This is a genomic window from Pontibacillus yanchengensis Y32, assembly GCF_000770635.1.
Lineage (GTDB): Bacteria > Bacillota > Bacilli > Bacillales > BH030062 > Pontibacillus > Pontibacillus yanchengensis.
On record NZ_AVBF01000008.1, the window covers coordinates 73196 to 99042 of the forward strand.

The 25847-nt window shown below is 39.4% G+C and carries 16 protein-coding genes; 8 read left to right on the plus strand and 8 right to left on the minus strand.

The genetic code is table 11. The features are described 5' to 3' along the window. The first annotated feature begins 206 nt into the window (after positions 1–206). Genes N782_RS04855 through N782_RS04865 form a run of 3 tightly spaced genes read left to right on the plus strand, consistent with a single transcriptional unit; the run spans position 207 to position 5738 of the window. On the plus strand, positions 207–2876 hold the full coding sequence (locus N782_RS04855; RefSeq protein WP_036816834.1) for a glycoside hydrolase family 38 N-terminal domain-containing protein: 2670 nt from the start codon (positions 207–209) through the stop codon (positions 2874–2876). Continuing rightward, entirely contained in the window at positions 2873–4561 is a 1689-nt protein-coding gene (locus tag N782_RS04860; protein ID WP_036816836.1) for a sugar phosphorylase, read from the plus strand. The genes N782_RS04855 and N782_RS04860 overlap by 4 nt, the downstream gene beginning before the upstream one ends. A 19-nt stretch (positions 4562–4580) precedes the next feature. Next, positions 4581–5738 (plus strand): glycerate kinase family protein, encoded by a 1158-nt coding sequence (locus N782_RS04865; protein WP_036816837.1) that lies wholly within the window; start codon positions 4581–4583, stop codon positions 5736–5738. 53 nt (positions 5739–5791) lie between these two features. Here N782_RS04865 and N782_RS04870 read toward each other — a convergent pair whose 3' ends face one another. Together N782_RS04870 and N782_RS04875 are read right to left on the minus strand one after the other, a co-directional pair. Next, on the minus strand, positions 5792–7531 hold the full coding sequence (locus N782_RS04870) for a phospho-sugar mutase (RefSeq protein ID WP_036816839.1): 1740 nt from the start codon (positions 7529–7531) through the stop codon (positions 5792–5794). A gap of 342 nt (positions 7532–7873) precedes the next feature. Further along, complete coding sequence (locus N782_RS04875; RefSeq protein WP_036816842.1) at positions 7874–9130, minus strand: EAL and HDOD domain-containing protein; 1257 nt, start codon at positions 9128–9130, stop codon at positions 7874–7876. 187 nt (positions 9131–9317) lie between these two features. Between N782_RS04875 and N782_RS04880 the strand changes: the two genes are divergently transcribed. Further along, positions 9318–10973, plus strand: coding sequence for an L-lactate permease (locus tag N782_RS04880; protein ID WP_036816845.1), 1656 nt, complete (start codon positions 9318–9320; stop codon positions 10971–10973). 514 nt (positions 10974–11487) lie between these two features. Continuing rightward, the gene (locus tag N782_RS04885) at positions 11488–12564 is read left to right on the plus strand and encodes an AI-2E family transporter (protein WP_036816848.1); all 1077 of its coding nucleotides are present in this window, start codon (positions 11488–11490) and stop codon (positions 12562–12564) included. Between the two features lie 702 nt (positions 12565–13266). Here the strand turns inward: N782_RS04885 and N782_RS04890 are convergent. Next, positions 13267–13899 (minus strand): putative metalloprotease CJM1_0395 family protein, encoded by a 633-nt coding sequence (locus tag N782_RS04890; protein ID WP_052111180.1) that lies wholly within the window; start codon positions 13897–13899, stop codon positions 13267–13269. Positions 13900–14094: 195 nt separating this feature from the next. Here N782_RS04890 and N782_RS04895 point away from each other — a divergent pair, with 195 nt between their 5' ends. Both N782_RS04895 and brnQ read left to right on the plus strand, forming a co-directional pair. Continuing rightward, the gene (locus tag N782_RS04895; RefSeq protein ID WP_036816850.1) at positions 14095–15297 is read left to right on the plus strand and encodes an MFS transporter; all 1203 of its coding nucleotides are present in this window, start codon (positions 14095–14097) and stop codon (positions 15295–15297) included. A gap of 485 nt (positions 15298–15782) precedes the next feature. Further along, positions 15783–17111, plus strand: a complete 1329-nt coding sequence (gene brnQ / locus N782_RS04900; RefSeq protein WP_036816852.1) for a branched-chain amino acid transport system II carrier protein — start codon at positions 15783–15785, stop codon at positions 17109–17111. An 83-nt stretch (positions 17112–17194) separates the two neighbouring features. On the opposite strand, the gene N782_RS21445 is transcribed toward brnQ, so the two are convergent. From N782_RS21445 to N782_RS04920, 5 genes are all read right to left on the minus strand, one after another. Then, positions 17195–17350, minus strand: a complete 156-nt coding sequence (locus tag N782_RS21445) for a hypothetical protein (RefSeq protein WP_161783073.1) — start codon at positions 17348–17350, stop codon at positions 17195–17197. A 205-nt stretch (positions 17351–17555) separates the two neighbouring features. Continuing rightward, the gene (locus N782_RS04905; RefSeq protein ID WP_036816856.1) at positions 17556–19433 is read right to left on the minus strand and encodes a cation:proton antiporter; all 1878 of its coding nucleotides are present in this window, start codon (positions 19431–19433) and stop codon (positions 17556–17558) included. A gap of 301 nt (positions 19434–19734) precedes the next feature. Further along, entirely contained in the window at positions 19735–20682 is a 948-nt protein-coding gene (locus N782_RS04910; protein WP_036816858.1) for an NADP-dependent oxidoreductase, read from the minus strand. A gap of 380 nt (positions 20683–21062) precedes the next feature. Then, on the minus strand, positions 21063–22598 hold the full coding sequence (locus N782_RS04915; protein ID WP_036816860.1) for a BCCT family transporter: 1536 nt from the start codon (positions 22596–22598) through the stop codon (positions 21063–21065). 148 nt (positions 22599–22746) lie between these two features. Further along, positions 22747–23628, minus strand: coding sequence for a WD40 repeat domain-containing protein (locus N782_RS04920; RefSeq protein ID WP_036816863.1), 882 nt, complete (start codon positions 23626–23628; stop codon positions 22747–22749). A gap of 159 nt (positions 23629–23787) precedes the next feature. On the opposite strand from N782_RS04920, the gene recQ reads away from it, so the two are divergent. Next, entirely contained in the window at positions 23788–25578 is a 1791-nt protein-coding gene (gene recQ, locus N782_RS04925; protein WP_036816865.1) for a DNA helicase RecQ, read from the plus strand. Positions 25579–25847 lie beyond the last annotated feature (269 nt).

Below are 25847 nucleotides of genomic sequence, written 5' to 3' on the forward strand. Positions count from 1 at the left end.
GGAGATAAAGGAAACACGAAGAGCGATAGCGATTCGATGTTGACTTATCGTACAGAGGTGAGGGAAGCACACTAGTCGCTGGGCGCTGGAGCTGGACGTGTAAACGCCAAAATTTAAATTTTCTTTTATTTAATTGAGGGGACGCGCCATCTGGGAACGATCCCAATCAGCGCGTACCTTCTTATATGCTTTAGGAGGACATAACCATGACATCAAAAAAAGTTTATGTAGTACCTCACTCCCACTGGGATCGTGAATGGTATTTTACAATTGAAGATTCCAACCTTTTACTTGCTGAAAATATGGACTATTTACTAGATGTACTTGAAACAAACCCAAACTATCACAGTTATGTATTTGACGCCCAGATGTCCGTCATTGAAGAATACCTTCATGTGAGACCTGAAAACCGAGAACGTCTACAAACGCTTATTCAAAATAAACGGATATTGGTTGGGCCTTGGTACACACAAACAGACTCACTGCTTGTGAACACAGAATCCATTATTCGAAACTTATTATACGGGACTCGTATGGCAACAAGTATGGGACATTCCATGAACATTGGGTACCTTCCTGATATATTTGGTCAAAACGCTTACCTCCCTTCCCTTTTCAAAGGATTCGGGATGGAGTATAGCATTTTACAAAGAGGTGTCTATTCAGACCAGTTGGATCAGGACTTAAACTTTTTTTGGGCATCACCCGATGGAGAAAGTATTAAAACAAACCTTATGATGTTAGGCTATGGACCTGGTAAGTTTTTAACATCTGAACAACAATTCTATGAAGAAAAACTACAGCCTATACTAGATAAACTAGCTAATATGAACCAACGTACAAACAACCTGCTACTTCCATCCGGCGGTGATCAAGTACTAGTCCGTGATCACTTTCCAGAAACGATTGAAGCGTTAAATGAGAAAGACAACCAACATGAATATGTATTATCCGACTATGAAACGTTCATGGAAGAAACATGGCATGAGGGGCATTCGTTTGATACAACCATCCCTGGCGAGCTTATTGGCACAGAACGATCTAGAATACACAACACCATCCGCTCCCAGCGCTATGATATCAAGCAATTAAATACTATTGTGGAAAATAAAATACTACACCAACTAGAACCACTAGCTACCATTGGAATGGAACTTGGATTACGATTTCCTCAAGAACGTTTGGATGAAATGTGGAAAGAACTATTCGATGTACACGCCCATGATTCCATCGGTGGTTGTAATTCAGATGATACAAACCACGACGTTCTTATGCGTTTACGAAAAGTAGACCGTATGGCAGATGGGTTGTTAAATCTACAGAAAAAACAAATGACTCATGCCATTTCTAATAAACTGAATCAGGACAACATTTTTGTTGCATTTAATACAAAACCTACACCGTACACAGGTCAAATAAAGGCCACCTTATTCACGGATGAACCTACTTTCCAATTAACAACAATGGACGGTGCTCTACTTGATTCAACGATTACAAAGCAAGACTATTTAAGTGGAGGCAAAAAGGTCGTAGTAACAGCTGAAGGGGATAAGGAGGTAGAGCTACCAGGCTATTACCGTTCTGAACTCTTAATTCATGTAACAGAACTCAACCCGATGGGATATAACACTTTTCTTGTAGATGAGAATGAGGGTTCTGTTGATGCTTTAGAAGAAACAAACGATGGAACTATTTCAAATCAAACATTACGAGTGGATTTTCATTCTAATGGCACGCTATCTTTAACAAATAAGCAATCTGGTCAGAAAATCACCGATATGATCCAATTTGAAAATGTTGCAGATGCAGGAGATTCTTATGACTTCTCTCCACTTCCTGAAGACCAACCTATTTATATAAAGAGTGCAACACTTAACGCAACCAAGAAAACATCAGGTGTTGAGACTATGGAAGTGGTTCACAATGCACATGTACCAGGGGATTTATCAGAACGGTCTGAACAAGTAAATTCCAAAACACTAACCATCCACACAACATTTGAATTAAGGGCAAGTGAAGGGTTTGTAAGAGTACATCATGAGATTCAAAATGAAGTGAAGGATCACCGTGTACGCGTTCTTCTTAAAACACCTGTTACAGAGCCTCAAGAATCTTTTGCTGACCAGGGATTTAGCACAGTCACAAGAAGTGCCATCAATCCTTATCTATCAAACTGGAAGGAACGTGGATTTAAGGAAGCACCTGTTTCCATTTACCCTCTTGAACAATTTGTAGGAGTTGAAAATAAAGCCACTACCTTTGCTGCTATAACATCTGGTATTAAGGAGTATGAGGTGCTTCCTTACCAGGATCAACTAGCTCTAACTCTGTTCAGAAGTGTAGGTCTACTTGGGAAAGATAATTTAGCTTGGAGACCAGGGCGTGCTTCTGGCATCAATAACAAAGTAGTTTATACGCCTGATGCACAAATGCAAAAGCATATGACATTTGACTATGCTATTTGCTTTGAGTCAAAACAAATAGAAGACGAAACACTTTTTGAAAAAACGCAACAGTATAACAATCATTATGTAACCTATCAAAAGCAATCACTAAACACCTTTGAAGAACGATTAGACCGTTTCGAAATTCCGTATCCAGTCTCGGAGTTACCTTCTAGTTTTTCACTATTCCAAATTGAACAGCCACATGTGTTTATGAGTGTTTGTAAAAAGAGTTATGAAGATGAGAAACCGGTTGTAAGGTTATTTAATCCGTCCAATGAGTTGCAACAAGCTAGCGTCGAAACCGATGTGTATGAAACCACTATACGCTCGAACTTATACGAGACCGACTTAGAACCAATCCAACAAGTATCCGTCCCATCCAAAGGATATGAAACCATTAAACTCGGACGTAAGGGGGAATCTCGATGAATCGCGATCAAGTTTTCACAACATTGAAAGAGCAATTACAGACGATTTACGGCAGTGAATTTAGTGAACAATACCTTGATAGATTTAACCAGTTATTTAACAAGTGGGAGAAGAAAGACTGGGCTTCTCCCTCTCCTCTTACAGAAGAAAATGTGTACTTGATTACGTATGGTGATAGCATTTATGAGGAGGGCAAGCCTACCCTTCCTACGTTACAGACTTTTTTAAACAAACATGTGGGAAATCATATTACAGATGTCCACCTTTTACCTATGTTTCCTTATACATCTGACGATGGCTTCTCTGTATCGGATTATCGACGTATTCACCCTACGTTAGGGGATTGGGAGGATATTCAGTATTTCTCTAAAGATTACCGATTAATGTTTGATTTTGTCGCCAATCATATTTCGAAGTCCAGTGATTGGTTCCAAGGATACCTAAATGGAGATCCTCAATATCAACATTACTTCATTCCAAAAACGGATAACTATGACACAAGCCAATTTGTACGTCCGCGTACCTCTCCTTTGTTTCATGAATATGAAGCTATAGATGGAACAAAAACAGCGCTAACCACATTTAGTGAAGACCAGGTAGATGTTAACTTTCATCATTTCCCAGTTCTAGTAGAAATGACAGATATTCTACTATACTATGCACATCAAGGTGGCACTAGCATTCGATTAGATGCGATTGGGTTCATATGGAAGAAATCAGGTTCCACATCCATGCATTTACCTGAGGCACACGCGATTGTACAGCTTTGGCATACAGTCCTAAACTATTTCAAACCAAACACGCAAATCATTACAGAAACAAACGTCCCTCATGAAGAGAACATTAGCTATCTTGGAGACGGAACGAATGAAGCCAACATGGTATATCAATTCACCCTCCCTCCACTTGTTCTTTATACACTTACGACACAACAATCAGACAAACTGACTTCTTGGGCCAAAACGATTGATAAAGTGTCAGAGAGCGCTACTTTTTTCAACTTTTTAGCAAGTCATGATGGGATTGGTATGCGTCCAACGGAAGGCATCCTAACCAACGATGAGAAACAATTATTAGTAGATAAAGTACAGCAAAACGGTGGTCAAGTTTCTTTCAAGAATAACCCTGATGGTACACAATCCGTTTATGAGTTGAATATTAATTATTCAGAAGCGCTACCAAATGACGATGAACAAGATACAGAAACGAAGGTTCAAAAGATGCTTGCTTCTCACGCCATTTTATTATCGTTTATAGGTGTACCGGCAATCTATTACCACTCTCTCCTCGGTTCATATAATCATCATGAGGGAGTGCATGCTTCAGGTATGAATCGTCGTATCAACCGGGAAAAGTTTCAATTGGAACAGATTGAAAAAGAACTAGTAGAAGATAAAAAGCGCCATGATATTTTTACAAATCTAAAATCAATGATTGCGGTTAGACAGCAAGAAAAAGCCTTCTCTCCGTATGCCGAGCAAGAGGTTTTAGAGCTAGGTCCCAACTTATTTGGTTTAAAAAGACAAAATGAAGAAACAGGCGATACGGTTTATTTTATGGTAAATGTGACCAATCAACATGTCGCATCCCCTCAACATGTAACAGGCACTGATTTAATGACTGGCAAAGGTATAGAGGATTACGTTACCCTTTCTCCATATGCATTCATTTGGATAAAGGCTTAAAATCAGGAGGGAATGGAATTTGAACCTACTAATCGCATCTGATTCCTATAAAGGATCCGTCTCTGCATACGATGCTGGAGAATCTATCAAAAAAGGAATTCTTCGAGCAATTTCAGATGCAGATGTTACAAATGTACCTATGGCTGATGGAGGGGAAGGAACGATTGATGCCATTCTTGCAAATAGGGAAGGACGCCTTCATGAAGTGAACGTCCACGATCCTCTTATGCATAGCATTACCGTTTCGTATGCAGGCATTACGCATGAAGGCAAGGACACTGCCATTATTGAATGCGCACGTAGTACCGGACTCCCTCTTATTCCTGAAGAACAAAGAAATCCCATGCTTCTCAATTCCTATGGGCTTGGGGAACAAATACTGGATGCAGTGAAGCAAGGTTACCAGCACCTTATCATCACGCTTGGTGGAAGTGCTACGAACGACGGTGGTGTGGGAATGCTGCAGGCTTTAGGATGGACTTTCTATAATGACAGGGATGAAGAGCTCCCTATTCAAGGGAACCAGGTTGCAAATGTACACCGCATGTCAGACCAACATCGCCTATCTGAATTAGACTCATGTCAGATAACTATTGCAAGTGATGTTACCAACCCTTTTCATGGAAAAAACGGAGCCACTCATGTGTTTGGCCCACAAAAAGGTGCCACTCCTGCTCAGTTAGAGACATTAGATCTGGCTCTAGCACGTTTAGCAAGCGTATTTTCTAAGCAATACGGAGAAAATATACAAACCAAACCTGGGTCCGGTGCCGCCGGAGGACTTGGCGGGGCACTATATATCGGGTTACAAGGAACATTTGAGGCTGGAATCGATGTTGTCATGGACCTGACGAAACTTGAGGACCATATAAAGCAAGCAGACCTTGTCATTACAGGGGAAGGAAGCCTTGATCAACAATCCCTCATGGGGAAAGTCCCCCATGGTGTAGCCAAACTCGCAAAAAAATACAAGAAACCGATCATTGGTCTTGCAGGTCGTCATGACCTTGAACTTGAGCAGCTTAATCGCCACCTTGATGTTGTGTTGTCCATCCAAACAGAAGCACGACCAATGGAACAAGCTATCGAACCAGATTTCACCCGTAAACAATTAACAGTAACGAGCGAACAACTTATAAGGTTATATCTATTAGGTAGAGCTCACTCTACCAATTAAGTATATCAATATACGAAAAAGAGGGTGCCCACATGAGGCACCCTCTTTATTTATTAATAGGTCGGTGATTCAATAATCGCATTCATTTGTGAAACAACGGCTTCTTTCAACTCAGCTAATCGCTTTTCACTTTCTTGATAGGAATTCGATGTTACACCGAAGTAGCATTTAATTTTAGGTTCTGTTCCTGAAGGTCTTAGGCAGCACCAGCTGTCCTGAGATAATTGGAACTTCACGACATCAGCGTCTGGTAATTGAATGGTTTCTGACTCACCTGAAGCATACGTGCGCGTTCTAGATTGGTAATCCTCTACTGCTTCAATCGCAAATGGCCCCATTTTTTCAGCGTCTAACTCACGGAAGTGATTCATAATTTGTTGGATTTTTTCGATACCATCCCTGCCTTTAAGCGTCATGGATTGCAGACCTTCTAGGTAGTAGCCATGGCGTTCATATAAGGTGAACAGCGCTTGATACAACGTTTGTCCCATTGATTTCCAATACGCTGCCATTTCACACGCTGTCATGGCTGCTTGCACGGCATCCTTGTCACGAACGAAATCACCGATTAGATACCCATAGCTCTCTTCATAACCGAACACAAATGAACCGTTTTGATTCACTTCAAATTCACGTATCTTTTCACCGATGAACTTAAAGCCTGTTAACGTTTCTAATGTGTTCGCGCCGTAGGAATCCGCAACAGCTCTCCCCATCTCTGTCGTAACGATCGTTTTTATGATTTGCGCATCATGCGGTAACGGCTTCGTTTGAGACAGTAAGTAATCAATCATTAATGTCCCTAGCTGATTTCCTGTTAACACCGTATATTCTCCATCTTCATTTTTCACAGCCACACCAAGACGGTCTGCATCAGGATCTGTTGCAATTAACAAATCAGCATCTACATCTTTTCCAACCTCAATCGCTTTCTCAAATGCCTGATGCTCTTCAGGATTTGGAGATTCTACTGTCGAGAATTCTGGATCTGGTTGTGCTTGTTCCTCTACTACATACACGCGCTTAAAGCCTAACTGTTTAAGTCCATCTAATACAGGCTCATAGGCTGTCCCATGAAGAGGTGTAAAGACGATTTTTAAATCCTCAGCTTGCTCATCAATGACATTCTGATTCTTCACAATACCTTTTAATTCATGTAAATATGCTTCATCTACTTCGCTTCCAACCCACTTCAATAAGCCTTGCGCTTCTAGTTCTTTCTGATCGAGCACGTCTATTTCTAATTCATTCTCAATACTATTTACATGAGCAATGATTTCGTCTGCTTGTTCTGGGGGAGTTTGTCCACCATCAGCATTATATACTTTAAATCCGTTATATTCTGGAGGGTTATGGCTAGCTGTAATCATAGATCCAGCAGCAGCACCTAAATGTCTTACCGCAAAAGAAAGATACGGGGTAGGACGTAAAGATTCATACACATACGTACGGATGCCATTTGCGCCTAGTACTTTGGCGGTCTCTAAAGCGAACTCTGCAGACATGTAACGGGAATCATAAGCCACCGCTACACCTTTCTCCTTAGCACCTTCTACGTTTTCGAGCAAATACATGGCCAAACCTTTAACTGCCTTGCGCACTGTGTATTTGTTCATTCGATTTGTACCAGGGCCTAAGACACCTCGCATGCCACCTGTACCAAAGGTCAAATCCGTATAGAAAGCTTCCTCTAGGACGTCAGGATGTTGTTCCATCTCATCTAATTGCGTCTTTAATTGGGCATCTAATCCGTTGAATTGTTTCCATTGTTCATATGTTTTCTGCCAAGTCATGCAACCACTCTCCCCAGTTGTTTTAATACAAATAATTGTTTATATTTTTATACATTTTTCCCAACAGGAACATTCACTATCTTTATTAGCAAACATTAAAGGGCTTTCATTTCGTCTCTACAAAAAAAGAATTCATGTTGAATTATATCATAATTTAGAACGTGTTCGATTTATGAATTAACGACACATTTAGACATGTATATGTAAACACAAACGGATTTATTGGTCTTTTGTCGGGGTTTGTTGAAGAACAAAAGCTCAGGGCGCCCGGTTAGCGACGTATATGCTGCAGCCCACACGACGTGAGTTGCTTCAGTGTTGCTGCACCGTTTTATAGCACACTTAGTCACTGGCTCCTTGCTTGTCATAGGCTACCATCATTGCCTGAGACCACAACATACTAGAATGATAGTGCTCAAAAAGCCTCTCAATGGATAAACCTAACTCCTTGGCAACTCGTTCAATATCGTCCCATTGGGCATTCTCAATAAAATAACTTAAATCTAGCACGAGTCGATAAGCATTACGCTCTCCCATTAGAGCACCTTTAATTTCGGTGTGAAGAGGCAGATCGTTTACGATGGTTGCAATAGGTTGTTGCATGACAGCATCAATCAAGGACAGCATCCCTGTTAAGAAATAGCTGGAAGCTTCCTTCCTTTCCCCCATTTCTAACGCAACACTCTCACTAAACTTCGCTCGGGTTAGGCTAATTTTCATAACTTCTGAAGAAACATCAGCATTTGTAGACTTTATATCCTTCATCGCAATGACATACGCCCATTTCTTCATTTCCTTAAACCCTAATAACACAATAGCCTGCTGGATAGACTTAACTGGCTGTAATCGTCGATAAGCAACAGAATTAATCAACCGTAAAAATTTATACGATAAAGAGACATCCATTTCTATTTTTTCAGCAATCTTGTGTACCTCAGGCTCTTCTTTAGAGAGCTCTTCTATTAACTGGTAGTGCTGAAACGGATATATAGGGACATCATGTGCAGTAATAATATGAGGTTTACTGAAGAAATAACCTTGGAACAGCTCATAGCCTAACGCTTTGCATGTTTGAAACTGCTCATATGTTTCCACTTTTTCAGCTAACCAAGTTAAGTTAAAATGCTTTAATTGGTCAAAGAGATACGTTTCCTGTTGCCGCGAATTTTGCAATATATCTATTTTCACAATATCTGTGTATTTCAATAGTTCGTATGTATAGGGATTATCTTCATTGAGAACATAATCATCAAGCGCAATTTGATACCCTTTATCTTTTAACGCCTTGCATGATTGCACAAGCTCATATGTAATTTCGACATTTTCTAATATTTCAATAACCAACGTTTCTGGCGGAAAGCAAAATGGTAGTTGGCTATTTAATAAATTTGCTGTGAAGTTAACAAAACAACTCTTACCTTCTGATATTCGCTCTATACCCATATTATAAAAGCTATTCGTTACGACTTCAGATGTAGCAACATCACCATCAATGGAGGAGAATGAATTCTGCTCTTTTCCCCCACGGTATAATAGCTCATATGCCATTACCTCTTGACGATCATTTAAAATAGGTTGTCTTGCTACGTAAACTTCCATGTTATCTCTACCTCCCCCTCCATTAACTAATATATAGCATTATTGCGGTTATAGAAATATATTTTACAAAATTTTGATAGAGTCTCCTCCAATAGAACTGTTAAAATTTATACACATCCGCTTTGCTCATATCTTCACATAATCATTTATAATAAGAGTATAATTCAAACATAATTGGGTGATATTCATGAACTTATTGGAAGTACTTACTGCTGCAACACCAATACTAGCTGTTTTCTTATTTCTTGTTGTTTTACGTCTGCCAGCTCATGTAGCAATGCCAATCAGTTTCCTCTTAACCGGTGCCCTGGCATTTTGGGTGTGGCAAATACCTAGCATTCGAATATTCGCTGCTTCTATTGAAGGCATTATCATTGCCATCTCTATTCTATGGATTGTATTTGGGGCTATTCTTCTATTAAACACGTTACGTAATAGTGGTGCTATGGATGCAATTCGGAGTGGCTTCTCAGGTGTGACCGCTGACCGCCGAGTTCAGTTGATTATTATTGTATGGTTATTTGGATCCTTTATTGAAGGAGCTGCAGGTTTCGGTACTCCAGCGGCTATTGGAGCGCCTTTATTAGTGGCATTAGGCTTTCCTGCATTAGCTGCAGCATCCTTAGCTCTGATTGCAGATAGTAGTGCTGTTTCCTTTGGAGCAGTAGGAACGCCAGTCATAGTTGGTGTGGACCAAGGTTTAAGACAAGGGTCAACAATAGCCCCTCAAGTTCAAGACAATTTGCAAAACGGATCCATGCTCGATTTCTTACAGCAAGTAGCTCAAAGTGCTGTCATGATGGACTTATTCGTTGGCACGTTTATCCCTCTTATCCTAATCGTTATGTTGACTCGATTTTTTGGAGAACGACACTCTTGGAAAGAAGGCCTTGCGATATGGAAGTTTGCTATTTTTGCAGGACTCAGCTTTACCGTTCCAGCGTTTTTGGTAGCTAGTCTGTTAGGACCTGAGTTTCCTTCTATCATAGGTGGGTTAGTAGGATTAGCTATTGTAATACCTGCTACTCAGAAAGGGTTCTTACTTCCTGATGAGCCTTGGTACTTTAGCGAAGAGGACCGTCTTAAGCAAGAAACGCTTGTATCTCAAGAAACAGGTATGCCTTTATGGAAAGCATGGCTTCCTTATGTATTTGTTGCCCTTATTTTGGTTATAACTAGATTAGAAGTTCTACCAATTAAAGAATCCCTTCGTTCTATTAAAATAGGTTGGGAAAATATATTAGGAACAACAATCAGCACTACATTCGAACCATTATACCTACCAGGTTCCATCTTCATCTTGGTGGTTGGCTTAACCTTTTTCATGCATAAAATGAATGCCCAAACGATACAAAATACAATGAAAACATCCATTACAACCATGATAGGAAGCGCGATTTCACTTGGAACCGCGGTACCTATGGTGCGGATTTTCATCAACTCTAGTGAGAATAGTGCAGATCTATTAAGCATGCCAATGGAATTAGCCCAATTGTTTGCAAGCGCAGTTGGAGGAGCATGGCCTCTTGTAGCACCTTTAATTGGTGCACTAGGATCCTTTATATCAGGCAGTGCTACATTTAGTAATATGATGTTCTCCCTTTTCCAGTTTAGTGTTGCAGAACAAATCGGTGTATCCCCACAAATGGTTACCTCTCTTCAAGTATTAGGTGCCAATGCCGGTAACATGGTCTGCGTATTAAACGTCGTAGCCGCTGCCTCTGTTGTAAACATGGCTGGTAAAGAAGGAACCATTATACGAATGACCCTAGGACCAATGCTATACTACGCAGCAGCAAGCGGTGTGATTGGATTGATTTTTATCTATGTAGTAGGAATGTAATGAACAAAAGCGCAAGCGCCCGGTTAGCGACGTATATGCTGCGGCCCACACGACGTGGGTTGGTTCGATGTTGCTACGTGATGTAGCGGTCTTAATCGAACATCCTTTAAAACCGTATGAGATAAAGGAAACATGAAGAACGAAGTGATTCGATGTTGACTTATCGGACCGAGGTGAGGGAAGCACACTAGTCGCTGGGCGCTGGAGCTGGACGTGGCAAGAGCTCAGGGCGCTCGCATAGCGACGTACAAACTGTCCTTGGATAATGGAAGTTCAGTACCGGCTGGAAGTTCGATTAAGACCGCTGCATCATTCAGCAACACCCAACCTACGTCGTGTAGGCCGAAAGAAAACACTTCACCTAATTTAGATACATGCACTTAACCTCCTGTAGATTACTTACAGGAGGTTTCAAATTAGTACTCCCCTTTCCTTTATTGCTTGCAGGAGATTTACGTTTTATAGAGAAATCGATATAATTGGAAAAGATTTTATAATAGAAGGTAGTGGAAGCATGTACAATAAGCGTTGGTTTCAAGCTTTAGTCGTTACAATTTTAGTCTTCATCCTATTTTGGTTGATGAGACATAACCATTACGTTTTCGAACCGGTCTTTAAATACATAAGTGCCATTGCATTTCCCGTAATAGCAGCTGGAGTTCTATATTATGTGACTCGTCCCATTGTTCACATGCTAGAAGAATATAGAATCCCCAGATTGCTTTCCATATTCATTGTATTTCTATTACTAATTGTCGTCGGGTTTTTAGTTGTAAATTTCATCGCACCAATTGCTCAACAACAATTCTCTAGATTCTACGATAACTTGCCAGGCATGATTAATGAAGTGGAAAACCTGATTACCCTATGGCAATCAAATCAGGACATTATCCCGGAAGAATTCATGTCTGAAATTAAGAGTGCGCAGGAACAACTTACTGGATCCATCAAAGATGTAACTCTTGGGTTTACCGATTTTCTAATTAATACGATTGCCCAAATCGTTCAATTCTTGTTCTTACTTATTCTTGTGCCTTTCTTTTTATTCTTCATGCTCAAAGATGGGGAAAAACTTCAGCCGTTTGTGTCTCAGTTCTTTAAAGATAAAAAAGCTGGGAGCATTACGCGTTTATTTCAGCGCGTGGACCATACGCTTTCTTCATTCATACAAGGTCAGCTATTGGTCAGTTTCTTCGTAGGCATTCTACTATTCATTGGTTATGTGATTATTGGATTAAACTATTCTTTAACGTTAGCTTTGTTTGGTCTTATAACAAATGTCATTCCTTTTGCAGGTCCATACTTAGCAGTTGTACCAGCAATACTCGTTGCCCTGTTCCAAGATCCACAAAAGGTTCTGTGGGTTATCTTAATTATGATTATTGCGCAGCAGATCGAAGGGAATTTCATATCACCAAATGTTATGGGGAAAGCATTAAGCATTCACCCACTAACGATCATTACACTTATATTGGCTGCAGGTAGTATAGCCGGATTCCTTGGGTTGCTTTTTGTCATTCCATTCTATGCAGTGGTGAAAGCGGTAATAGGTCATTTTTATGAAGAAGCATTAGATTCGAAGGAGTTTTAGTTTAAGAAAGTCGTAGGCAATATAAAATGTATTTATTGTGAAATAAATATAGAAAAAGCAGAACAATTGGGTTTTATCCCTAGTTGTTCTGCTTTTCTAGTGTATGGCTAAACTATTGTATTTGTATGTTAAATAAGTACTTAGATCGATGGAAAATGTAGGATATAGTCAAATTGTTTGTTTTTCTCCCCTCTTAATTATAAGAAATATTAAAAATGCTATTAGCATCAGAGTGTTGAGTATGAACATAGTTACGTAATATACAGACTCGTTCCCTTCTATTAAATATGTTAGATATCTAATGGAATTGATAAACAAGACAATAGCAACGATGATACGGATTGACCTCTTAATAAATTCCCCTCCCTTCCCTCTTAAAAAATCTAATAAGTTTGTTAAGCGTAACTGCTACATATGATTTAAATTCAACCTCTTACTATATCTACACTCATTTTACCATAATTTTACATATTGCTAAGAACAACCAATTCAACTGTTACTTATTTCGGTTACACTTTAAAAACGACCTATTTCGAATCCATCTCCCTCATTTAGCATTTATAAGTTGATTTTATAACTGATGAAAGTACACAAAAAAAAACTATTATGTATTAGGCTACATATTAAAAAACCTAGCACAATATGTGCTAGGTTCAAGCAACTACACTACTCCCCTTGTATCAAAAAAGGGGGGACCTTCTGTTAAGCTGTTTCATCAAAAATGGTCTCTGGTTTAAATGATCCAACCGCAGCCTGTTGATTGGCGTATAGCTGTTGCACTCTTTGGAAGTGGTCAGCTTGTTGCTCCGCTTCATCTTCTGATGATTGTGATTGTTTCTTTAATTCGGCTTGTGCTTCCATCATTTGTTGGGAAGCCTTTGCAGCTACTTGCATGTCTTGCGATGAAGGGTTAGCAGGAGCTAATGCCGCCCTCCGTACCTGTTCCATCGCTTGAATGGTTTCTTCAGGGTCATCTGTTTTTGGCATGCTAATAGGAACTTCTCCACCAGTAATGTATTGCTGTCCATCTGGTCCTTTTTGGGTGTCATAACTGATACCACCTGCAAATTGTCCTCCGACAGATTGATGAGCTTGTTCGTGGGCCTTCACCTTTAGCTCCGTCGCTTTTAACTTAGAGATTTCTTGCTTCGCTTCAGCTGATAACTTATTTCCGTAGTGAAGTTCCTCTTGCTTTACTGATGATTGTTGCTTTGACTGCTGTATTGATTCATTTTGAGGCTCATGATGCGGACTATTTTTCTGAGTGTGCTCAACTTGCTTGGATGGTTGAACTGGTTGTGTCATTACTTGGTTCACTGCTCCGATTGCCGCCATTTTCACACCTCCTTCAGAAGCAGAGCTACTTTTTTCTTCGGTTTCATTCCACTTAAGTTAAGTGACTTCTTTCCTTATCTTTCGACAAAACATCGTCTATCCCTTTAATCCTATCAAAAGCATATCCTAGATTCTTTTGTTACAATTGAAGAGCTGCAAAGATCGAAGACAACATCCGAAAGAGGTGGGTACATAATGGAACAACAGCCTGAGAAGTTATGGAATCGATCGTTTATTTTATTGATTTTAGCCAACTGGTTTACCTTTATGAGTTTTCAGATGTTAATCCCTACTTTACCCCCTTACATGGAGGATATTGGTGGGAGTAAAACACAAGTAGGACTTGTTACGACCTTATTTTCAATCGGCGCCATATTAAGTAGGCCTTTTATTGGTCATATCTTGCAAAGTCAGGCACGTAAGGTCTTAGTGCTGGTTGGTTCCATTTCGTTACTAATCATTACATCCCTATATTCTGTGACAACCATTATTGTAGTATTTTTATTATTCCGTTTCATACATGGTCTAGCATGGGGCTGGTCTACAACTACAAATGGAACAGCTGCTGTTGATTTAGTCCCTAAGAAGAAGATTGGTGAAGGTATGGGCTACTTCGGCCTTTCCGTAACCATCGGGATGATTATTGCACCAAGCCTTGGAATTTTTCTATTTCAGAACTACGACTTTAACATCCTTATCATCGCATCCGTCAGTTTAGGCCTTATCGCACTCACTTTATTCAGCTTTACGAAGTTCATCACACCTGAAGAGGTCCATAAGAAAACGTTCGACATGAAGTCATTCTCATTCTTTGGATCCCTCATTGAGAAGCCAAGTTGGTATCCTGCCTTAGTGTCGTTTTTTAATACATTTGGTTATGGTGCAATAGTGACGTTCATCGTCATCTACGGTGAGGAAAAAAACATCGATCATATTTACTTGTTTTACTTATTTAACGCAACCTTCGCCACCATTGCAAGGCCGATTACGGGACGTTTCTTTGACAGAAGAGGACCTTGGCTCGTTATTATGATCTGCTCTATTTTCGCTTTTGCAGGCATGTGGACGATTGCTGTTGCTGAAAACTTCATTTACCTCATTATTGCGGGAATTCTATTCGGAATTGGATTCGGCTCAATGATGCCAGCATTCCAAGCATGGATCATCTCTAAAACAACACAAGAAAGAAGTGGCATTGCCAACGGTATGTACTATTCTTCTATAGATTTAGGGATTGGGCTTAGTGCGCTCCTATTAGGTGTCATCTCTAACCAACTTGGACTCGAGACCGCTTCTCTGTTTAAAATCTCAAGCGCTAGTTTCCTATTAGTTCTTCTTTTGACCTACTTCGATTATCGAAAAAACAAGCATATTCCATGGGTAGAAGCATCAGAGTAATTCTGATGCTTTTTTACGATTATAAAGAAAGAAGCTATACCTTCATTGACTATGAGCGCACACATATCTATCCTTCTATACTATTACAATTTTTTCTTTTCAAAAATTTTTGATAATTAAATTGACAAAAAAAAAGCCGCCTGTTAAGCTTTAAAAGGCTTTCTCGGAGATGGGAAAGAAAGGCGTATGCTTGAATCTAAACAATCATCCTTGTTCATACTAAAATCGTCACACCATTTGTTTTGACAGGACTGATTTGATTTTTATGTATTGTTATAAGAAATGCTTTAAATAAATAGTAATGCTTAGATTATCTGTTCTAGAGATGAACTCTACTGATACCGTATCATCTTTATTTAAGCTAAATATTCTAAAAATTTTGTCATTATATAAATAACTACGGTGCTTATTACACACATACAACTTTACACTAGATGAAACCACACCCATCTACACAACACAACTAGACAGAGAGGAGTATCACCATGACAAAAAAAGATACACTGACGATTGGTTTTATGCTTTTCGCTCTATTTTTTGGAGCTGGTAACCTCATTTACCCACCAGAGCTTGGTAGTCAAGCTGGTATGAACTACTGGAATGCTATTGCTGGGTTTATCATTACAGGTGTTGGCCTACCAATCGTAGCTGTTACAGCGATTGCATTTGGCAGTAGCGATGCTAGGTCACTAGGAAATCGGGTTCATCCTTTATTTGGTCTTATTTTTACATCTGCAATTTATTTAGCTATCGGACCTTTTTTCGGAATTCCACGTGCAGCGAATGTTGCCTACGAAATGGGGATAAGTCCCTTAGTAGGTTCAACATCGGGATCTTTATGGCTTTTTGGATTTACCATTATCTTCTTTGCCTTAGTATTCTGGATAAGTTTAAACCCATCTAAAATAGTAGATCGAGTTGGCCAATGGTTAACACCTGTATTGTTAGTAGCAATTGTATCCTTATGTGTTGCGAGCTTCTTTAATTTTGATGCCCCATTCCAAGCGGCATCTGGTAACTATACAAGTGGACCTCTATTTCAAGGGTTCGTAAATGGTTATTTAACAATGGATGCCATCGCAGGATTAGCCTTTGGAATTATTGTGGTAAACGCCCTAAAAGATAGAGGTGTTAAACCTGGGAAGTCGATGATTAAAGAAACGATAAAAGCTGGACTTGTTACAGCTGCTGGGCTTACTTTTGTGTACACTTCTATTGGTTGGATGGGAGCTAAAATGGCTTCCCTTGATTCCTATGATAACGGAGGAGACATTTTATCCTCTGGTGCAGAAATGCTTTTTGGATCGGCAGGAGCACTAATCCTTGGGCTCATTGTTGCTTTAGCATGTTTCACGACATGTGTTGGCTTAACAGTAGCTTGTAGCCAATTTTTCTCTTCTACATTTTCAAAGCTAAAGTACACTCATGTAGCGTTTGTAGTAACAGTGGTCAGCTTTTCAATTGCGAACCTTGGATTAAACCAAATCATTGCATACTCCGTCCCTGTCCTTAAATTCATTTATCCTTTAGCTATCGTATTAATCATCTTATCCTTCTTCCACCAGCTGTTTAAAGGCTCTAGCTATGTATATCGAGGTGCGCTCCTATTCACACTTGTATTCAGTATATATGATGGCTTAAACGCTTTTGGTCTGAAGATGGAATCATTAGAGAATGTATTGAGCATCTTTCCTTTATTTGAAAAGAGTTTAGGATGGGTAGTACCGGCACTTATTGGTGCAGTTATAGGGTATTTAATAGACCGAAATAAAAATGGAACGTCGATGAAGGCTTCTACACGTAAAGCATCTTAACTCAAAAGCATAAGCGTCCGGTTAGCGACGCGCTAAATAACTAAGAAAACTCCTGCCACAGCCTGTGTCAGGAGTTTTTTTAATCAAAGCGATTGACTCTCTAAATAATCAATTTGTTGCTGGTGATATTGATAGAGACAATAGAAGTAGTGGTATAATTCCCCATCTAGATGCTGGTACTGTCTTGCTAACTGTTCAAATATTTCTGCCTGCCTTGAATGAAAATTGAGGTTTTCCATCACCGCACCCTCCCTTTTCTTCATCATTTATTTACTTTATGCCAAAAATCTATTGTCCTATACATTTCATCTCCAAAAAGACTATAATTATCTCTCCATTCCCTTGTTATTCAGTCTATATCCTTCCTTATTATGGATTTTCTCAGATTAAAAAAAAGCATCCCTCTCTGTCATAATGAATGACAGAAGGGATGCTTCTAGACAATTATTCTTTGGAATCAGGGTTTTCCTGATCTTCACCATTTTCATTTCGCTGCTCGATTATCTTATCTTGAATCTTTTGAAATTCCTTACTAGGTGGCATCAAACTCACAATTACATCACCATTTTCAGCTTTAGGCTGACTCTTGTGAGTAAAGAACGATAACTTGCCTGATGGCTTGTAGACAAACAACATAAGCGTCTCAGGGTGACGTTCTTTCATGTATTGTTGATACGTGTACTGATTTGTAATGTTTGTTTTACGAAATACGTACCCGCTATCCACTTTTTCATTTAGATGCTCCCAAGTTGCCTGTTCGTTAAATAACAACCTTCCACCTATCGTATTACCCATAGCTTCTAAATCATCACCTCTTCGGTTATGAAGCGTTAACTGGAATAGGTTGCTACGACCAATTTCAGGTACGAATGTATTACAAACGAGAGCATTGTAGGAATCGAGCTCTGAAGCTGAGATCATATATTCATACGGCGTCATATCTAAGTGATATTCGGTCTGCTCTGATAAAATTTCTTCTTTCATAAAAGGCACACCAGCTTTTCGAACCGGAATCAATCGTTGCCAGGAAGAGTCTGTAATCAATACAGGTATCTTCAATTCTTTTAACACCTTAGCTAATTCAGCTGAAAAACTACTCCCTCCTACGATTAACACTCCAGGTTGCCCATCAATAGCTAAGTCTAACTTTTTAGCTAACCAGCCAATGGAGAACCCATGCGCACATACGGTTGCGAAGACAAGTGCAAACGTTAAGGACGTTAAAATGGAGGCATCTTCAAATCCTGCTTCCGATAAAACACTTGCGAAGTACCCAGCAACAGTTAATGCTACGATACCTCTTGGTGCAATCCAACCGACCAGGGTACGTTCTGCAAATGATAAATCGGTCCCAATCGTAGACACCCATATCGATAATGGACGGACTACAAACAGCATAATTAACACATATGAGATGATGTTTAGATTAAATATCTGCATTAGTGTATCAACAGAAAGCGAAGCTGTTAACATCACAAAAATGGCTGATACGAGTAATACAGATATATTCTCTTTGAAATTACGCATGTCTTCTATCGAGGAAATATGCATGTTAGCAAGTGTCATCCCCATAGCTGTAACTGCCAATAGTCCTGTTTCATGTGCAATTTCATCTGCAACGGTGAAGCACAAAATAACCACAGCAAACATGACAGGAGACTTCAAAAATTCAGGTACGTGACCATTTTCAAACATGTAGCCAAGACCTTTACCTAGCACATAGCCAATCACTACAGCCAAGAATGAAGCAAAGAAGAAGAAAAGTAACGCATTTGCTGTTACATCTTCATTGGTTAAGAAAAGAATAATCTCAAATGCAAATACAGAAAGAAGAGCGCCGAATGGGTCGACGATAATCCCTTCCCATTTTAGTATCGCAGCAGGTCTAGGCTTTAATTTAGCTTGCCGTAAAAGTGGCAAAATTACAGTAGGACCGGTTACGATGAACAAACCACCTATTACAAATGCAACTGCTAAGGATAAATCGGCGACAAAGTGGGCTCCTAATGATCCTAGTAACCAAGCTATAAAAGCCCCTAATGTAACAATACGCAAAACAGGTCTGCCTAAACCTCTAACCTCACGGAAATCTAGGCTTAAGCTACCTTCGAATAATATAATAGCAACTGCTATAGAGACAATCGGCTTAAATAACTCACCAAAATCTTCAGCAGGTTGTAAAATGCCAAATACCGGTCCAACTAAAAGACCCACAATGGACATTACCACAATGGCAGGAATTCTGTACTTCCAACCTATCCACTGTGAACCTACGCCGAGCGCACCTATTAACATAAAGTCAAATAAAATTGAGTGAAACATAAGTTCGCCCCTTTATGTAAGAGTATAAAATAATCATGTATTCACATATCTTGAAACCAAGTTATTACGAAACACACATATAAACATATTCTAAATGGGTGATATGAATATGTAAATCATTTAGTACTTATTTTAGTTTTCACTTAACATTTCATTCTCATCCAAATAGGCAGGAATCCCTTTTGGAAGTTATTTTGGAGCAGGTATTAAGGAGAAAAAGTCTTAAAATTTTTAGCATTAAAAAAACGCACCTGATCCCTATACATAAGCAATCAGATGCGTATCACCAGTTTTTCAAACGTTAACAAGCAGACGGCTGTATTTGGATAACGACTTTCCCTTTAACATGATGAGATTCACTTGCTTCATGAGCCTTTTGAATCCCCTCTACACTAAATGGGAATGCCTTACTGACAATAGACTTAACTTTTCCTTGCTCCATTAAGTCGGCTAGCTTTCTTAGTTGCTCACCTTTTGGTTGTAAGAAGATAGCCGTAGCTTCTACGTTATATTTATTAGCAAGTTCCTCAGAAGGCTGCTGCGTAATGGAAACAAGACGCCCACCTTTTTTCAATACCTCAAAACTTTTTTCCTGCACGTCTCCACCTATTGTATCTAGAACAACATCATAATCTTCCAAGATATTTTCGAACTGTTCTGTTTGGTAGTTAATAAAATGATCTACCCCCAATGTTTCTAGAAATTCTTTATTTTTGCCACTAGCAGTGGTAGCCACATAAGCACCGGCTGCCTTAGCGATTTGAATGGCATAATGCCCTACTCCACCTGAACCTGCATGAATAAGGACCTTTTCTCCTTCTTTTAGCTTTGCTGTTTCAAATAGACATTGCCATGCCGTTAAGCCTGCTAAAGGCGCAGCAGCCGCTTCTTCAAAACTCACTCTATCAGGCATACGGGCTACTAAATGTTCCTCAACAGCAATGTATTCCTTATACGTACCATCTGGAGTTGTCTCAGGTCTAGTGAATACACGATCCCCTTTTTTAAATTCGGTTACATTGCTACCAACCTCAGAGACAACGCCAGCTGCATCCCATCCTAATATAATAGGAAAATTCCAATCTAATACGTCTTTCATATAGCCTTCGCGAACTTTCCAATCGATTGGATTTACGGAAGTTGAATGCATTTCAATTAATACTTGATCGTCATTTATTTCTGGTACAGGAACTTCTTTTGCTTTTAATTGTTCCTTGCCGCCATATTGTTCAATAACTACTGCTTTCATCATCACCACTCCTTTCATCTCACTCGAACTATACCCACTGCAAACAAGCATCACACTTCTCAAGTGCCTTATTAGAGAAGTCGAGCACATTCATAAGATGTGTAAAAGGACAGCAAACGGATAAAAGTTTTATGTTCCTCCATAATAGCGCCATAATCGTGAATAACTGTTGAGGCGCTGGACCCGTTACTTTTTTTGAGGAAGGGGCTGCGGTAAAATGGTTCGCTTTCCGCGGAGGAACATGCAAGCCTCCTCGTTCGGCTACGCCTCTTAAAACTATTTAGATTAGTTGATTCCAAAATCAACACCAAACTTTAACATAGCCATTTTAATAGGCAAAAAAAGACACACCCTATAAAGGATGTGCCTCTCTAAAATGATTAATCTTTATTTAATCCTTGTTCATGAAGTAGTTCGTTGGATACTTTTGGTGCTAACCACAACATTGGTAACAGTAGGATGGAAACTGGTACTGCTGTTACAACAATGAAGTTCTGTAACGATCCAATACTTCCTTCCCCAATATACAATAGGATGGCTGCAATCGATCCCATAAGGATAGACCAGAAGACACGTAAGGAAACTTTCGGATTTCCTTCACCAGAAACAGCCATTGCAATGGTATAAGACATAGAGTCACCTGTTGTAATAACGAAAATAACCGTTAGTAACAAGAATAATGGCGAAATAATATTCGCTAATGGTAATTGCTCTGTAATTGCAATCATTGCTGCAGGCATACCACCATTATTCAGTTGTTCTGATACAGAACCAGCATTTTGTAGTTCATAGAAAATACCAGATCCTCCGACAACGGTAAACCAGAATGTCGTTACAAGTGGTGCGATAATAGCTACAGCCATAATAATTTGACGGATTGTTCTTCCTCGTGAAATACGGCTTACAAGAATAGCCATCATTGGTCCATATCCAATAAACCAACCCCAGAAGAATACTGTCCAGCTACCTAACCATCCTGTATCTCCACGGAACGTACTGATAGAGATAAAGTTCTCTGCATAGAATCCGAATGAGGATACGAATGAATCTATAATAAAGCCTCCAGGGCCAAATAGTAGCACAAAGAAAATTAATCCTATTGCCAAGCGAACGTTAAAGTTACTCAACGCTTGAATACCTTTATGAAGACCTGTTACTGCTGAAATTGTCGTAACAATGACAAGTGAAATAATGATAGCAAGTTGCGTTGAGAATGCATCTGGTAGTCCAAATAGCGCTGATAATCCATAACTTGCTTGTAGACCCAAGAAGCCAATCGGTCCGATTGTACCTGCAGCTACAGCAATAATAGAGAATGCATCCACTAATGTACCAAGAATATTGTTATTTAGCTTTTCTCCAAATATAGGATAAAGTAATGTTCTTGGTTTCATCGGCATGCCTTTATGATAATGACCATACATCATTACAACAGCACTTAACGTACCAAGGATTGCCCAAGCTAAAAAGCCCCAGTGCATGTAGCTCTGTGCTAATGCAGGCATAATGGCTGCTTGAGATTTCGCATCAATACCTTCATGCATAGGAGGAACTGTTAAGAAGTGATACATCGGCTCTGCCGCTGCCCAGAATACTCCGCCTCCTGCAAGTAATGTTGCCATAATAATGGATAACCATTTAAATGTACTCATTTCCGGTTTTTCTAAAAACCCTAATCTCACATTTCCATAGCGTGAAAACGCAATATAAAGTCCAACTAAGAAATGCAAAAGCATAAGTACTTGCCAAAATGCACCAAAGTACTTAGATGACCATGCGAATCCTGAATTAACAAAGGTTTTAACTGCATCGATATTCCAGAATGCTGCGATTACGAATAATACTAATAGTCCTCCACTTAGGCCAAATACGGGCCAGTCAATTTTGGAGGTGTGCTCTTGTTTTTTGGTAGACATGTTAGGTTATATACTCCTTTAGTTTTATTGCCTTTCTAAACACATTTTCACACTCTCTCATAAAACACCGTGGATGTAAAGAGTAAACTATTATAAAATTTGTAGAAGTAATGATTAGGGTGCCAAAAGAAAAGTGAGTTTATTCAACTCACCTTTCATTTAACGTCCATACTCTTACTCGCTTGTCTGCTGAGGCTAACCCTAAGTACTGTCCAGAAGGAGAATAGGAGATTCCGTAGTTACCTTTAGGTTTTACTTTCAGGTTACTTTCTTCGTTTAGATCAGATAGGTTAAGGAGTTTAACTTGGTAAGGCATACTAATCGCTACTTGTGTTTCATCAGGTGACACATCTAGTGAATAATATCCTTTTTCCCCTATCGTACGTTCACATATAACCTCATTTTTTTGTAGATCCCATACCTTCACATCTCCCATATATCCAATGGAGACACCTTTTTTATCCTCATCAAAAAACTGAAAAGACATGACAGCTGTATCATGCGCATCAATAGAAGTTACTTGGTCTCCAGTAGATACGTTAAAAAAACGAATCTGATTCCCCATACCACCTATCGCAGCTATACTAGAAGATTGGTTTAAAGCCATTACCCCCACATTCTTCTTGTCCGCTTTTAGTTGGTTGGAAATCTCTCCTTCAGGTAGGTGCCTTACTGCAAACATATAATCAGGTGAACTGGTAACCACAAATGATTCGTCTTCAGCAAACATTAGTGATCCAATACCTTTTTTCTGTTCATCTAACGTTTTGATACATTCCCCAGTAGATACATTCCATTTTCGAAACGAACCATCAGCTGAAACAGACAGTAAGGTTTCGCCCTGATCTACAAAACCTATTCCATTTACCGTTTTAGTGTGTCCTTCAAAGCTTTGAAGAAGTTCACCATTCTCTACATCCCAAAGTTTCAATTCCCCACTAAATCCTGCTGAAACTAGAGATTTCTCATTAGGAGAAAAAATAACTTTGTTAACGTGTGATGTATGTGCGTGAATAATTAATGGATCCATGTACAATCTCCCCTCTTCAACATATTATCCTCATTATATAAGAAAAGTAGTGAAACAAGCTATTCGCCCTATTGAAGAACATGGTACGATAAGAAAAGATACATGCAAGAAAATATAATGTTTTATTTATAGATTTACTTACATAAAGGATGGGTGTCGATGCTGAAGCAAGCTCATGACATACTAGAGCAGTATTTCGGATTTTCATCGTTTCGTCAAGGACAGCAACAAGTCATTGAACATATATCACAAGGTCACAATACTTTAGGAATCATGCCAACAGGTGGAGGGAAATCGATTTGTTATCAAATTCCTGGACTTGTTGTAGATGGCACAGCCCTTATCATCTCCCCACTTATATCGTTAATGAAAGATCAGGTTGATTCATTAACCTCACTAGGCATATCCGCTACTTATATCAATAGCTCTTTATCTTCCGAAGAGCAATTTGAAAGGTTAAGAAATGCTTCCAACGGAGAATACGATTTCGTATATGTTGCTCCCGAACGTTTTGACTCCGAATCTTTTCTCCGATCACTTCGATCGACACGTCTTTCATTGATTGCATTTGATGAAGCACATTGTATATCTCAATGGGGGCATGATTTCAGACCAAGTTATCGTTCTGTCGTGCAAAACATTCAACGGCTCGGAACACTCCCCCCTATCGTGGCACTTACTGCAACTGCGACCGAAGAAGTAACACGTGATATCCAACAATTGCTATCTATTTCAGAGAAATGTGTTGTAAATACGGGATTTGCAAGAGACAACTTACATTTTCGGATTGTTAAAGGCAAGGAAAAGCATGACTATATTCAAGATTATGTACGTTCAAGACCAAATGAGTCTGGAATCATCTACGCCTCTACACGGAAAGATGTGGATCGACTGCATCAATGGCTAACGAAAGAAGGATACCAGGTAGACAAGTACCACGCAGGATTATCAGAGGATGAACGAAAAGAAGCGCAAAACTCCTTTATTCAAGAAGAAACGACCATTATGGTGGCAACAAACGCATTTGGAATGGGAATCGATAAATCAAATGTGCGCTATGTGATTCATTACGCTTTACCAATGAATATTGAATCCTATTATCAAGAAGCGGGACGTGCTGGCCGTGACGGCGAACCTAGTGACTGCATATTACTTTTTTCCGCTAAAGATATTCAGCTTCAAAAGTTCTTGATTGAGCAATCCTTGATGGAAGAGGATAAAAAGTCCGTTGAGTATCAGAAATTACAGCAAATGATTAATTATTGTCACACAGACCGCTGCTTACAAGAATACATGCTAAGCTATTTTAAAGATCCTTTTGAGCACCCTCCATGCGAAAAATGTAGTAATTGCCTCCATGAAGGAGAACTTAAGGACATTACCAAGGAAGCGCAAATGATTCTATCATGTACGAAGCGCATGGATGAACGCTTTGGATCAGGTCTTGTTGCCAAGGTACTGAAGGGATCGAAAAGCCAAAAAGTGAAGGATGGACGTTTTCACAAACTATCAACATATGGCTTACTATCTCACCTCACTGAAAAAGAGATCACGCAAATGATTCAATTCCTAGTAGCAGAAGGGTATTTAACTGTAGGAGAAGGTAAGTTCCCTCTACTCCGCTTAACATCAGAATCAGTCTCTGTTTTAAAAGGAGAAGTCACCGTGTCAATGCTACTTGAATCAACATCTGTAGCTGTTAAAGAAGAAAACTATGATGAACAAATGTTTGAAAGCCTTCGAGCTCTTCGGAAATCAATCGCAGAAGATTACGACATTCCACCTTATATCGTGTTCTCTGATGCTACATTAAAAGAACTATGTAAACATCAGCCGAAAACCAAGGCAGATATGCTCCAAATAAAAGGGATTGGTGAGAAGAAATTTGAACAATATGGAGAGGTCTTTTTAGAGGCACTGCAGTCTTATAATGCACAACAAGTTACTTAGAACAAAAGCGTAGATGCTTTGTTAAGCTAATGCTTTCATAATTTATTGGCTGTGTTTAAATTTGTTGTTGATATAATAATGAAGTTTATGTTCTTTCATATAAGCACCATTATGTTGAGGACTTGGATTCGAGATATATTAAGGGTGAGGTCCGATACTTTATGAGAGTTAGGGTTGGGTGGGAAACAACTCGCGTCCTGCGGCCTCAATTGCCATAAAATTGATCGAGTTTGCTATTCGTAGTAGCGACCTTTTGCCATAATTATGGG